Source organism: Azohydromonas aeria, from assembly GCF_009760915.1.
GTDB classification, from domain to species: domain Bacteria; phylum Pseudomonadota; class Gammaproteobacteria; order Burkholderiales; family Burkholderiaceae_C; genus Azohydromonas; species Azohydromonas aeria.
In genome coordinates this window covers 261008-274046 of the sequence record NZ_VIDQ01000002.1, presented here as the reverse complement: position 1 = coordinate 274046, position 13039 = coordinate 261008, and the positions used below count along the sequence as shown (strand labels likewise).

Here is a 13039-nt window from a genome sequence, read left to right as displayed (position 1 = left end):
ATGTCGTTTGCAGCAGCTCGACCGTCAGCCTGCCTTGTTACCAGCTCTGCCGATACGAGAAAACCGGCAGTTGCCAGCCGCGCCAGATGGCCAGAAGGCGAAGTGCCAAACCGGCGGCGAAGCTGATGGCCGTGTTCAGGTCGCAGGCAACCCCAAGCGTGCTCAGGCCGATAAACAGGACACATGTGGCGAGCGAGACGACGGCATAGAGTTCGCGTCTGAACACCACGGGTATTTGATTGCACAGCACATCACGGGCGACTCCGCCACAGATGCCGGTGATCATGCCGGACATGATTATCACGGGGGCGGTATAGCCCATCTCCATGGCAACGCTGCAGCCGATGAGCGAAAAGGCAATTAGGCCCATGGCGTCCAGCGCGAGGAAGAAGCGCTTCAGACGGACCATATATGGCGCCACCACAATGGTCGCCAGTCCGGCGCAGACGACCAGGCCGATGTATTCGGGGTGCTGCGTCCAGCCGACGGGGAAGTGGCCAAGGATCAGGTCGCGGATAGTGCCGCCGCCCAGCGCGGTGACGAAGGCGACCACGGCAACGCCAAAGATGTCCATGTTGCGACGCCCGGCTGCAAGCGCGCCAGACATCGCCTCCGCCGCAATGGCGACAACGTAAATGAAAGTCAGCAAAACTCGGGACGGCTAAAAGCGACGCTCGGCTTGGTCCGAGCATCGAGGCGCCTCTCCCTCTGTCCTTTTACCTGAGAGTTTGGGCTATCGCAGACAGCCTGCCCCTTCGGTGGGCCGACGCTTCAAGAGCGTGTCGTGGCCTCTCTCCAGTTGGCGAATTGCTTCTGCGGTTTGGTGTGCCTGAGCGATTATGGGAGCTTGCGCCTTCGGCGGAGGCGAAGGCCCCTCTCTCCCGCAGAACAAAGCCGATTATCGATGTGGCGAATGCTTCTCGTCAACCGTATGCCCTGGACAGCAGCAATTCCCACGGGCGTGTCGCCAGGGCCTTCATGAATGGCCGATCAAGACACCAACCAACCGCGCGGGATCTCCGCGCAAGCGAATAGCCCGTGCCGATGGCGCTGCGCGCCTGGCATGAAATTTTGTGAGCGCGGGCTCAACGGTACCCGCTGCTTGGTCTGGTTGATGGCGCATCACTGGGTGGCGTGCTCGGCAACGTTTGGGCTGGGCGTGTCGCTCACCAGCGCTGCAGACTTCAGCAGCCGCGGCTCGGCCTGCTGACGCGTCGGGGACTCCTTGCTCGGTGACCGCAGTACACGGGCGATGCGGACTTCCTACTTGGTGAATTGCAGGTCTCTCAACCATCACCTTCCCTTTGAAAGCCGCGTTTGCTCGATCACAACGGACCCAGCAGATCAGCCAATTTACCAAGCTGGTCACAAGTAAAGCCTCATAGACTGAGGCATGCGCTGCAAGAAGAGGATCGACGCCCGGGCCTACTCGCACGAGAGTTGACGCCGAAGCCAGAATGAGCCGCCGTGCCGAAGGGGTACTGCGCCGTCCTGGATCTTGAAATAGCTTGCGGAATCAACGATGTGCATGACCTGTCAGGCTCAGCTGTCGTCGCCAATTTGACAGAAAACGGCTCACTTCTGCCTCGGCGCCAACAGACATGATGGCCCTGGACGCCTCACGGCAGCTATGGAACGCGCGTGTTGATCCACGCCGGCGCACCTACGCCGCGGGCATCTACACCCACCTGCGCGACCGCTGAGGCATTGTCTACGACCAGCCCATCGTGCTCAACGAGCGCCAGGCTGGCGTGGCCATCGAAGACGTCGAGCAGTTCAACCGCGCCGAGGGCCGCATCCGCCTGAGCCTGCTGTGTGTGGACTCGCATAGCCACACTTCGGGGGCCATGGGGCTCGCGAAACTGCTGGGGTTCGATTCGTGCCCGTGCCTGCGTAACCTGACTGAGCGAAACCTGTTTCTACCTCAACCGTTTTCGATTCCCGACGAGCTTGAAAGCGTCGTTGACCAGCGCATTTCGCTGTGCGCCATCGAGCGCGGCTGGGACGAGTTGCTACGGCTGGCGGCCTCCATCCGTACCGTCCGGGTGTCGGCCGCCCTGGCACTGCAGCGCCTCGGGCCCGCCGCACGCGGTGATCCCGTGCACCGCGCAGCCGACCACCTGGGACGGTTGCTTCGCACGATCTACCTGTCGGACTACATGGCCGTGGACGACTTCCGGCGCAAAATTCACACGCTGCTGGACCGTAGTGAATCCGTCCACCAACTCCAGCGCGCCATCTACAACGGCCGGGTGGCCACTGAGCGCGGTGGGCGGCAAGACGAAATGCAGACGATCTCCGGCTCGCACGCCTTGCTGGCTAACCTGGTCCTTGCCTCGAATACCAGCAAGATGCACGACGTGGTCTTCGCGCTGCGCGGCAGTGGCATGCGCATCGAAGACGACTGGCTGCGGCGCATCGGGCCGGCGCACTTCGGGCACATCAACTTCCGCGGGACGATGCGCTTTGGCGTGGAGCGGTACGTCGAGTCCTTGATCCAGGCACGAGGTGAACGATTCTCCAGTCTGCAAGCAGGCTGATCCCAAGGCCTCCGCCGTGCAGACGCCAGTCTGCGCCAATGAAAAGCGACAGGCCTGGGGAGTTGTAACCCCTTTTTTTGCATCCGGAACCCTCTTGACCTTGCCACGGAGGGAAGGTTCACACTACGGTGCTGTAGGCACCTGACAGCCCTGTGCGCTTGACATCGGGCAACTAAACTACCGTCATGTGGCGTGTGTTCCGGATCGCGATGATGTGGCTGCTTGCCGTCGCGCTACCCCTGCAGGGCAGCGTCGCGGCCACGCTGCGCGTGTGCGGTCCGGGCCATGAGCGCATGGCGGCAGTGATGGCCCACGTGGTGCACGACCACGCCTCACATCACCACGACGATGGTGCGGCCCTCTCGCACGACGAGGCCAGCTCCGCCACCCAGGACCTTTACAAGAACGCCCAGCATGCGTGCAGCGCTTGCGCGGCCTGTTGTGTCACGGCTGCCCTGCCCGCCACGGCAATGAGCTTCGAGGCGGCCATCGAGGCTGTTGGGCCTCCGCCTGCCTTTCTCCCCAGTCCTGCTGCTTTCCTGACGGACGGCCCGGACCGTCCACCCCGATTCCTGCTCGTCTGACGCGCCCCCGGCGCGGGTAAGTGTTCGGCCTCCTCACGGAGGTGCGTCGCTCATGGCCCGCCGTCGATCACGTCACTCGCCCTGCCGGCCGCCTTGGCGCAGCCGGTACCGGGCCTCGCTGTAGCGAGCAGTTCCATGAAATCGATCACCCGCACCGCCACACTGGCGGTGCTCATCCTTGCCCCGGCGCTCGCCGTGGCACAAGGCAGCGCCACGCCCGCGGCGCCGCAATCCGTCTACCGCTCCGCCTTCGAGGGCTACCGCCCCTTCGCTGACGAGCCGGTGCGCTCCTGGCGCGAAACCAACGACACCGTCGGTCGCATCGGCGGCTGGAGAGCCTATGCGCGCGAGGCGCAGTCCGGCGACGCCCAACCCACTGCTGCCGGCACCAGCGCACCCGCTGCCGCCTCCACAAGCGGCGCTCATTCGAACCATCACGCTCCGGCCAGGCCATGACGACGCGATCCGCTCAGAACAACGACAGCTTGCGCGCCTGGCCGCGCAAGCGCCTGGCCGCCGCCGTGCTGGCGATGCTTACCCTCGGCGGCTGCTCCAGCACCGCCGTCCAGCAGAACCTGGGCGCGGCCCAGGAGGTCGCCAGCCAGCAGCTGGGCACGCAGCTCAAGTGGCTCGACTCCGAGGAAGCACGCCAGGAGGCTCGTGCCGAGGTCGATCGCCTGCTACAGCAGCCGCTGTCGGGTGACGACGCGGTGCGCATTGCGCTGGCCTACAGCCCGGCGCTGCAGACGCTGCTCTCCGAGTCCGCGGCCTCGTCGCTGAGCGTCACGCAGTCGGCCCGGCTGCCCAACCCGGTCTTCGCCTTCGAGCGCGCCGTGCGCGGCAGTGGCGACCATCGGGAGCTGGAAATCGGCCGTGCGCTGAGCTTCTCGTTGCTGGACGTGCTGCTGCTGCCGGCACGCTCGCGCATCGCCACGGCTCAACAGCAGCAGATCCGCCTGCGCATGGCGGGCGACGTCGTCCAGTCGGCGACGCAGGCGCGCCAGGCCTGGGTGCGCGCGGTGGCCGCCGCCCAGACACAGGTCTACTTCGAGCAGGTCAAGGAGGCGGCCGACGCGGGGGCGGAGCTCGCGCGTCGCATGCAGTCGGCCGGCAACTTCAATCGCCTGCAGCGTGCCCGTGAGCAGGTCTTCAGTGCAGAAGCGGTGGCGCAGCTGGCCCGCGCGCGCCAGGAGGCCCAATCCAGCCGCGAGGCGCTCGTGCGCGCGCTGGGGCTCAACGAGGCCCAGGCCCAGGCGCTGAAGCTGCCCGAGCGGCTGCCGGACCTGCCGGCCGCACCGCGCGAAGAGCAAAGCGTGCTGAAGGCCGCGCTCGACCAGCGCCTGGACATGCGCCAGGCCAGCTCGGAGCTGGAGGCCTCGGCCCGGGCGCAAGGCCTCACCACGGCCACCAGCGTGTTCAACCACGTGGAGCTGGGCATCATGCGCAACAGCGAGACGGGTGAGCCACACCAGCGCGGCTTCGAGCTGACCCTGCCGCTGCCCATCTTCGACGCCGGCGACGCGGTGCGAGGTGCCGCCCGGGCGCGCTACATGGCTGCCGTCAATCGCACGCAGCAGCTGGCCGTGGACGCCGCCTCGCAGGTGCGCGAGAACTACGGCGCCTATCGCACCGCCTACGACCTCGCGCGCCACTGGCGCGACGAGATCGTGCCGCTGCGCAAGACCATCTCCGACGAGAACCTGCTTCGCTACAACGGGATGCTCATCGGCGTGTTCGAGCTGCTGGCCGACGCGCGAGACCAGGTCGCCAGCGTCGCCCAGGCCCTCAACACCCAGCGCGACTTCTGGCTCGCCGACGCGGCGCTGCAGGCAGCGCTCATCGGGCGCCCGGCTGCCTCGGGCATTTCCTTGCAAGCCGCGCCGGCCGCCAGTAGCGGCGGCAGCGCCGGTGGCCACTGACCACCGCGCACGACACTTTTTGGAGCTCTCTCATGACGACGAATCGACGTCGCTTCCTTGCCGGGTCCGCGGCCGTGGCCGCCGCCTCGGTAAGCCAGGTGGCCATGGCCGCATTGCCCGAGCCAGTGCTGCAGACCAAGCCCGACACCATGCCGCCGCTGGTACCCAACACGGGCCGGCCCTACAACCCCGTGGTCACGCTCAACGGCTGGACCTTGCCCTGGCGCATGAATGGCGGCGTCAAGGAGTTCCACCTGGTGGCCGAGCCCGTGGTGCGCGAGATGGCACCAGGCTTCAAGGCGCACCTGTGGGGCTACAACGGCCAGTCGCCCGGGCCGACCATCGAGGTGGTCGAGGGCGACCGGGTGCGCATCTTCGTGACCAACAAGCTGCCCGAGCACACGAGCGTGCACTGGCACGGCCAGCGCCTGCCCAACGGCATGGACGGCGTCACGGGCCTGACGCAGCCCGGCATCCCGCCGGGCAAGACCTTCGTCTACGAGTTCGTGGCGCGCCGGCCCGGCACCTTCATGTACCACCCCCACGCCGACGAGATGACGCAGATGGCCATGGGCATGATGGGCTTCTGGGTCACGCATCCCAAGGCCAGGCACCCGCTCATCGACGAGGTGGACCGGGACTTCTGCTTCCTGCTCTCCGCCTACGACATCGACCCCGGCAGCTACACGCCGCGGATCATGACGATGCTGGACTTCAACCTGTGGACGTTCAACAGCCGCGTCTTCCCCGGCATCGACTCGCTCAACGTCCGCAGGAACGACCGCGTGCGGCTGCGCATCGGCAACCTCACGATGACGAACCACCCGATGCACATCCACGGGCACGAGTTCGCCATCACCGGCACGGACGGCGGCCCCACGCCGCGCAGCACGCGCTGGCAGGAGGTGACGACCGACATCGGCGTGGGCCAGATGCGGCAGCTGGAGTTCATCGCCGACGAGGAGGGCGACTGGGCCTTCCACTGCCACAAGAGCCACCACACGATGAACGCCATGGGCCACAACGTGCCCACGATGATCGGCGTGGACCACAGCGGTGTGGCCGGCAAGATCAGCAAGCTCATCCCCGACTACATGGTCATGGGCGAGCGCGGCATGGCTGACATGTCCGAGATGACCATGCCGCTGCCCGACAACACCGTGCCCATGATGACCGGCGAAGGTCCCTTCGGCTCGGTCGAGATGGGCGGCATGTTCAGCGTCATCAAAGTGCGCCGCGATCAGAAGCCCGGCGACTACTCGGACCCGGGCTGGTTCAAGCACCCCGCAGGCACCGTGGCCTACGAATGGACCGGCGCGCTTGCCGAGCCCGCGCGCTCCAGCGACGCCGGCCGCAGCGCGATGCCCCGCGCCGACAAGGCTGCAGCCCCCACCGAGGTGCAGGTGCGCAAGCCCACCGGCCACGGCGGCCATTGACGACTGCCAGTCAGAAAGCAGGACCCATGAAAGCAGCTCACCGAACCCTTGGCGGCCTCACTCTGGCGCTGGCTTTGTGCGCGGGCCTGGCCTGGAGCCCGGCGCAGGCGCACGGCGACCAGGACCACGCCAAGCCCACCGGCCCCGTGCGCAAGGAGCAAAAGGACTGGGGCATCGCCGGCGAGGCCCGGGACGCCCGCCGCACCATCGAGGTCGCCATGGGCGACGACATGCGATTCACGCCCAGCGCCATCAAGGTGCGCCAGGGCGAGACCGTGCGCTTCGTCGTCCGCAATCGCGGCCAGCTGATGCACGAGTTCGTCATCGGCGACGAGAAGGCCAACGCCGAGCACGCGGCGCTGATGGTCAAGTTTCCCGACATGGAGCATGACGAGCCCTACATGGCGCACGTCGTGCCGGGCAAGCAAGCCCAAGTGGTCTGGACCTTCAACCGCCCGGGCACTTTTCAATTCGCCTGCCTCATTGCCGGCCATTACCAGTCAGGCATGGTGGGCTTCATTGAGGTCACTGCACGATGAAAACGCAACGACGCCGCCTCCTGCTGGCGCTGGCCGTGCTGCATGTTGGTCCACTGGCACACGCCGCCGGCGCGCCGCTCGTGGAGGTCTGGAAGAGCCCGACCTGCGGCTGCTGCAAGGACTGGATCACGCACCTGGAAGCCAACGGCTTTCGTACCAAGGTGCATGACAGCGGCAACAACGCCATGCGCAGCCGTGTGGGAATCGACGTCAAGTACGGCTCCTGCCACACGGCGCTCATAGGCGGCTACGCGCTTGAGGGCCATGTGCCCGCGCGCGAGATCCAGCGCCTGCTCAAGGAGCGCCCCGCCGCCATCGGACTGGCCGTGCCCGGCATGCCCGTGGGCTCGCCCGGCATGGACGGCCCGGATTACGGCGGCCAGAAGGACCCCTATGACGTGCTGCTGCTGCGCAAGGACGGCACGGCCCTCACCTACCAAACCTACCGCTGAAGAAGGGACTCATCCATGAAGAAGCTCATCCTCGCCGCGCTACTGGGCGCTGCCGGCATCCTGCCCGCGGCTGCCCAGACGTCCGACGCCGACCACGCCGCGCACCATCCCGCCGGGGCCGCGTCGGCCGCACCGGCCGCCAACTTGACCGATGGAGAAGTGCGGCGCATCGACAAGGCCAATGGCAAGGTCACCCTCAAGCACGGCGAGATCAGGAACCTGGACATGCCGGGCATGACCATGGTGTTCCAGGCCAAGGACGCCGCGATGCTCGACGCCGTCAAGGTGGGCGACAAGGTGCGCTTCCACGTCGAGAAGCAGGATGACGCCTTTGTCGTCACGGAGATGCAGCCGGCCCAGTGACCGTGGCCGGCCCCGGGATGTGCAAGCTGCCCGGGTCCGCTGGCCCACCTTTCGCTCGCACCAGGCGAGCACCCGGAGAGTCCTCGGTTCTCCTGGGCAACGAGGGTTCCCTCCGGGCCCGGTTCAGGCGGCAAGGAAGGCTGCACTCGCGAATGCGCCGCCGATGGGGAACACGCGTTGCCACGCCAGCGTGCCGGATGACCGGCGCCTGGTCTGGGCAGAGCCATGTGCATGCATGGACCACCGCTGCAATAGCGGCCGGGGAGGCGGATCAGGCCTGTGTGCACTGCCGCATTGCTGGCGGCGTGCCTGTGTGGCTTTGTCGAAAGGTCCGATCCATGCAACCTCCTTCAATGGTTTCCTCGCTCGTGTCGCGTGCTGGCGTGGCCGCTGCCGCTTTGGCGCTGGCTCTGCCGTTTCCTGCCGTCCAGGCCCAGGAAAGTGGGCCTGGCCGCGGCCTCACGGCCACATTCGAGGTTGATTTCCTGAAGTCGATGATTGACCACCACTACTCGGCGCTGCGCATGTCCGAGCTTGCCGCCGGGACCGACACGACGCGCAACCCTGAACTGGGACGCTACGGCGAGGGCACCTCGCCCACGCCGGGCACCGCGGCCACGACGGCCAGGGCCCTCTCGGGCAGCATCCGCTCCATGGCCCGCGAGGAGAACCGCGTGCAGCGCGAGGAGATTGGCAAGGCGCAGATGTTCCTGAGGACGTGGTACGGCCAGACCCACGAGCCGCAGCTCACCGACATGGGACGCCAGCAGATCCAGTTGCTCGAAGGAACGGCCGCCGGCGCCGAGTTCGACCACACCTTCCTGGAAACCATGGCGCGGCACCACTACATGGCCGTGACCATGGCCACCGACTGCCTGGTGGCTGCGGACGTCAAGCATGTCCCGCTGCAGCGCTATTGCAGCGGTATCCAGCACATGCAGATCAACGGCATCAGCGAGATGCGCGACATGCTATGCAACCGCTTCAAGTTCTGCGACTACCAGCCGCTGCAGGGGCTGCGTGGCCGGCACACCGGCAGCGATGGTGAGCCGGGCGCCGGTGGCTGATACACAGCTCGGACGCACCTTGCAGCGCACCCGGACAGCCCATTGATGCGGATCAATCCGGTGGGGGTGGGCTGCCGTAGCATCAAGGCGTCCTTCCTACACGGCTGGTTTTTTCGCACCCATCCATGCGCTGTGCATTGCGGCCTCAACTGAACCGCGTCATCGCCCGGCTGATGTGCTGGGTGATGCTGTTCGGGTGGCTGGCTGGCGCTGCCAATGCCTGCGTACTGCAGGCCACTTTGGCTGCCACGGCGGCACATGCCGCCGCGCATGAGCATGCGGCAGGTGGGGCTGGTGGCCATCATCATCACGAAGCGGCCAGCATCGCGCTCGGGCACGGCGCCTTCGACGCTGAGGCGGCGCCAGGACAAGTGGCATGTAAGAGCCTGTGCGACAGCGAGCAAAGCGCCGTAGCAAAGGCCGGCACGGGCGACGCGCTCTCGTTGGCCTGTACCGCGGCGGCTACGCCCGGCTCGTACCTGATCCTGCCGGCAGTCGCTGTGGCACGTGCACCACGTCCTGATGCCGGCACCCTGCCGGCACCGCCGCCCATTCCCATCGCGTTACTGCGGCTCACGATCTAGAGCCAATCCCTGCCAGCCCGCTTGAGCACGCCATCACGGACCGTGCCCGGCGGGCTGCGCGTCCTGGCCCTGCACGACAGCGCGTCGGCGCGGGCGCCCGATGTCTCGTCCCTACCATCTCCCTTGGAGATCCACACCATGGCACGTCGCCCCCTGGCCATCACGGCCCTCCTGGCCGCCTTCTCGCTTGGCGCTTGCGCCCAACTCAAGCCCGATGAGCACGCCGCGCACCATCCCGAAGGCGCATCCGCACCCGCAGCATCTACCCCGGCGGCGCCGGCGGTGGCGGGCACCGAACAAGCCAGCCCGATGGGCTCGGCGAACCAGATGGCCCGCATGGACCAGCACATGAAGGCCATGCGCGAGATGCACGAGAAGATGGCCCGCGCGAGCACGCCCAAGGAGCGGGAGGCGCTGATGGCCGAGCACATGAAGCTCATGCAGGAGGGGATGGGCAGCATGCGCCCCGGCGCGGGCATGGGCGGCATGGGCGGCATGGGGATGATGGGCGGCGCCACGACGCCTGCCGACCCGACATCGCGCATGCAGATAATGGAAAAGCGCATGGACATGATGCAGTCCATGATGGAGATGATGATGGACCGCATGCCGGCCCCTGCTGCCAAGCCCTGATGCCGACCGCCGCACCTCCTTGCGAAGGAGAGAAGCTGCGGCGGCCAAGGCTTGACCTTCCCACGATGGGAGGGTCTACGTTTCACTTGTTGCCGGCTCGCCGAGCCGACGCCCAAGAAGAAGCCTGGAACATGGACACCTCCCATCACCACGACACCTCTGGCACCGGTCAGGGCGGCGGCTCACGAAGAAGCCCGTGGACCGCGGTCATCGTCATGCTGCTACTCATCGGCGGCTTCTACCTGCTGCGTGAGCATTGGGGCCACGTCGCCGGCTTGTGGCCGTACCTGCTGCTGCTGGCCTGCCCGCTGATGCACTTGTTCGGCCATGGCAGTCACGGCCATGGCCACCACCACGGAGGCTCGAACACACGCAACGGGTCGTCACCGGACGGCAAGTGGTGATGCCATGGATGAACATGTCAACCACCACGCCGGCCACGGCCCTGCGGCGGGCGCCGGGCAGGGCCATGACCATGGGCACCACCACCACGGTACGCAGGCTGCGCTGAAGGATCCGGTGTGCGGCATGGCCGTGACCGAGGCCTCGCCGCACCATCTGGAGCATGCCGGCCGGCCCTACTGGTTCTGCAGCGCGCGCTGCAAGGACAAGTTCGCCGCCGAGCCGCAGCGCTACGCCGTCGCGGACACGACGCCTGCCGCGGCACCGGCCGCTCCAGCGCCCGCGGGCACGATCTACACCTGCCCGATGCACCCGGAGATCCGCCAGGACCGCCCGGGCAACTGTCCCAAGTGCGGCATGGCGCTGGAGCCGCTGCTGCCCGACCTCGACGCCGAGGAGCGCAACCCGGAGCTGGAAGACTTCACGCGGCGCTTCTGGTGGACGCTGCCGCTGACGGTGGTCGTGACGCTGCTGGCGATGGTGGGGCACTGCCTGGGGCTCTTCGACATGGCCGCCCATAGCTGGATCGAGCTGGCGCTCTCCGCCCCGGTGGTGCTGTGGGCGGGCTGGCCCTTCTTCGTGCGCTGGGCGCAGTCGCTGGCCAACCACAGCCCCAACATGTGGACGCTCATCGGCACGGGTGTCGGCGCCGCCTTCCTCTATAGCGTGGTGGCCACCGTGGCGCCGCAGGCCTTCCCCGCGTCCTTCGTCGCCATGGGGCGCGTCGCGGTGTACTTCGAAGCCTCGGCCGTGATCGTCTCGCTCACGCTTCTGGGCCAGATGCTGGAGTTGCGCGCTCGCAGACCTCGGCCGCCATCAAGTCGCTGCTGGGCCTGGCTCCGAAGACCGCGCGGCGCATTCCCCCCGACGGCGGCGAGGAGGACGTGCCACTCACGCACGTGCACGTGGGCGACCTGCTGCGCGTGCGCCCGGGCGAGAAGGTGCCGGTGGACGGCGCCGTCGTCGAAGGCGCCAGCGCCGTGGACGAGTCCATGCTCACCGGCGAGCCCGTGCCCGTGACCAAGCGCGCCGGCGACAAGCTCATCGGCGCCACGCTCAACACCAGCGGGGCCCTCGTGATGCGCTCCGAGCGCGTGGGCGCGCAGACCATGCTGTCGCAGATCGTGCAGATGGTGGCGCAAGCGCAGCGCTCGAAGGCGCCGATGCAGCGCATGGCCGACCAGGTGGCCGGCTGGTTCGTCATCGTGGTGGTGGGCATCGCGCTGCTGACCTTCTTCGCCTGGGGCGTGAGGTGGGCCGCCGCGTGATCAAAGCGGCGTTCGATGGAGGAGACCTTGCCAGTGACGCCGGCGTGGTGTTGCTGCGCCAGGTCGATGAACACCTCGGGCTCACGCGCGCGGCAGCGCGCGTGTTCGACGACCGGCGCCGCCAGGCCAGCGTCACGCACGGCGAGCGCGACATGCTTGCTCAGCGTGTGTACGGGTTGTGCTGTGGCTGGGAGGACATGAGCGACCACAACGTGCTGCGGCACGACTTGGCGCTGCAGACGGCCGTGGGGCGCGTGGACGAACTGGCTTCGGGGCCGACGCTGAGCCGGCTGGAGACGGCGGCCACGCCGGCCCATGCAGCTGCCCTCAATGGCGTGTTGCTGGAGCAGTTCATCGCCGGCCATGCGCGGGCTCCGAAGGAGCTGGTGCTCGACATCGACGCCACGCACGTGCCACTGCACGGTGAGCAATAGCGCGTCCACTTCCATCGCTACTACGACAACTATTGCTACCTGCCGCTGTACGTGTTCTGCGGCCAGGAGATGTTGGCATGCGTGTGCGCCCGAGCAGCCGGAACCCAGCCAGCGTGCTCAGCGCGCTTGTGAAGCTGCTGGTGCGGCGGCTGCGCCAAGCCTGGCCCGATGTGCGCGTGATCGTGTGCGCGGACTCGGGGTTTTACCGCCCGCAGGCATTGCGGCGCTTCGAGCGCTGGGGCGTGGATTACGTCATCGGGCTGCAAAAGAACTCGGCACTGCTGCAGCGCGTGGCGCTGGCCGAGCTGTACCTGGCCGACGCCTACAAGGACAGTGGTATCAAGCAGCGCCTCAGCGGCGAGTTCAGCTATGGCGCCAAGACCTGGGGCCGCGAGCGCCGCGTCATCGCGCGGCTGGAACACTACGCGCGCGGGGCCAACCCGCGCTTCATCGTCACCAGCCTCACCGGCGATGCCGAGCTGCTCTACGAGCGGCTGTACTGCGCCCGCGGCGAAGCCGAGAACCGCATCAAGGAAGCGCAGCTCGACCTCTTCGGCCGGCGCGCGAGCTGCCACAAGTACCAAGCCAACCAGTTGCGGCTGCTGCTCGCAGCGCTGGCCTACACGCTCATGGTGCAACTACGCCGGCTGGCCCTGCAAGGCACGGAGCTGGCCCAGGCCTGTACCGCCACCATCCGCACCCGGCTGCTCAAGATCGGCGGGGTCATCGTGCGCAACACGCGCCGCGTGCGGCTGTTCCTGGCCTCGCACCACCCGCTGTAGCACGTCTTCGCAGCCGCAGCGCGAGCTCTGGCCAGC

At 67.3% G+C, this 13039-nt stretch carries 12 protein-coding genes, 3 pseudogenes and 1 riboswitch; of the genes and pseudogenes, 14 read left to right on the top strand and 1 reads right to left on the bottom strand.

Annotation, left to right across the window (positions count from 1 at the left end):
• Positions 1 to 37 precede the first annotated feature (37 nt).
• Positions 38 to 607, bottom strand: a complete 570-nt coding sequence (locus tag FJ694_RS03045) for a trimeric intracellular cation channel family protein (protein ID WP_232539878.1) — start codon at positions 605 to 607, stop codon at positions 38 to 40.
• A 199-nt stretch (positions 608 to 806) separates the two neighbouring features.
• A riboswitch (glycine riboswitch) is annotated at positions 807 to 894 on the bottom strand.
• A 683-nt stretch (positions 895 to 1577) separates the two neighbouring features.
• Here FJ694_RS03045 and FJ694_RS03035 point away from each other — a divergent pair.
• The 14 genes and pseudogenes from FJ694_RS03035 to FJ694_RS02970 form a co-directional block, all read left to right on the top strand.
• Positions 1578 to 2540: pseudogene (locus tag FJ694_RS03035) on the top strand (Tn3 family transposase); the annotation flags it as partial.
• Positions 2541 to 2725: 185 nt separating this feature from the next.
• Positions 2726 to 3124, top strand: coding sequence for a hypothetical protein (locus FJ694_RS03030; protein ID WP_157264208.1), 399 nt, complete (start codon positions 2726 to 2728; stop codon positions 3122 to 3124).
• A gap of 135 nt (positions 3125 to 3259) precedes the next feature.
• Complete coding sequence (locus FJ694_RS03025) at positions 3260 to 3580, top strand: hypothetical protein (protein ID WP_157264206.1); 321 nt, start codon at positions 3260 to 3262, stop codon at positions 3578 to 3580.
• The gene (locus FJ694_RS03020; protein WP_198320700.1) at positions 3577 to 5043 is read left to right on the top strand and encodes a TolC family protein; all 1467 of its coding nucleotides are present in this window, start codon (positions 3577 to 3579) and stop codon (positions 5041 to 5043) included. The genes FJ694_RS03025 and FJ694_RS03020 overlap by 4 nt, the downstream gene beginning before the upstream one ends.
• A 32-nt stretch (positions 5044 to 5075) precedes the next feature.
• On the top strand, positions 5076 to 6479 hold the full coding sequence (locus FJ694_RS03015) for a multicopper oxidase family protein (protein WP_157264204.1): 1404 nt from the start codon (positions 5076 to 5078) through the stop codon (positions 6477 to 6479).
• Between the two features lie 26 nt (positions 6480 to 6505).
• A complete protein-coding gene (locus FJ694_RS03010; protein WP_157264202.1) occupies positions 6506 to 7018 on the top strand; it encodes a cupredoxin domain-containing protein in 513 nt (170 codons plus the stop codon).
• Positions 7015 to 7470 carry a DUF411 domain-containing protein gene (locus FJ694_RS03005; RefSeq protein ID WP_157264200.1) on the top strand — a complete coding sequence of 152 codons (456 nt, stop codon included), beginning with the start codon at positions 7015 to 7017 and terminating at the stop codon, positions 7468 to 7470. The genes FJ694_RS03010 and FJ694_RS03005 overlap by 4 nt, the downstream gene beginning before the upstream one ends.
• 15 nt (positions 7471 to 7485) lie before the next feature.
• Positions 7486 to 7833, top strand: a complete 348-nt coding sequence (locus tag FJ694_RS03000) for a copper-binding protein (RefSeq protein WP_157264198.1) — start codon at positions 7486 to 7488, stop codon at positions 7831 to 7833.
• 494 nt (positions 7834 to 8327) lie between these two features.
• The gene (locus FJ694_RS02995) at positions 8328 to 8900 is read left to right on the top strand and encodes a DUF305 domain-containing protein (RefSeq protein ID WP_157264196.1); all 573 of its coding nucleotides are present in this window, start codon (positions 8328 to 8330) and stop codon (positions 8898 to 8900) included.
• A gap of 125 nt (positions 8901 to 9025) precedes the next feature.
• On the top strand, positions 9026 to 9484 hold the full coding sequence (locus tag FJ694_RS02990; RefSeq protein WP_157264194.1) for a hypothetical protein: 459 nt from the start codon (positions 9026 to 9028) through the stop codon (positions 9482 to 9484).
• Positions 9485 to 9622: 138 nt separating this feature from the next.
• Positions 9623 to 10117, top strand: coding sequence for a hypothetical protein (locus tag FJ694_RS02985; protein WP_157264192.1), 495 nt, complete (start codon positions 9623 to 9625; stop codon positions 10115 to 10117).
• A 131-nt stretch (positions 10118 to 10248) separates the two neighbouring features.
• Positions 10249 to 10521 carry a DUF2933 domain-containing protein gene (locus FJ694_RS02980; protein ID WP_232539873.1) on the top strand — a complete coding sequence of 91 codons (273 nt, stop codon included), beginning with the start codon at positions 10249 to 10251 and terminating at the stop codon, positions 10519 to 10521.
• Between the two features lie 4 nt (positions 10522 to 10525).
• A pseudogene (locus tag FJ694_RS02975) lies at positions 10526 to 11769 on the top strand (HAD-IC family P-type ATPase); the annotation flags it as partial.
• Positions 11760 to 13003, top strand: a pseudogene (locus FJ694_RS02970) (IS1380 family transposase). The pseudogenes FJ694_RS02975 and FJ694_RS02970, both read left to right, overlap by 10 nt.
• Positions 13004 to 13039 lie beyond the last annotated feature (36 nt).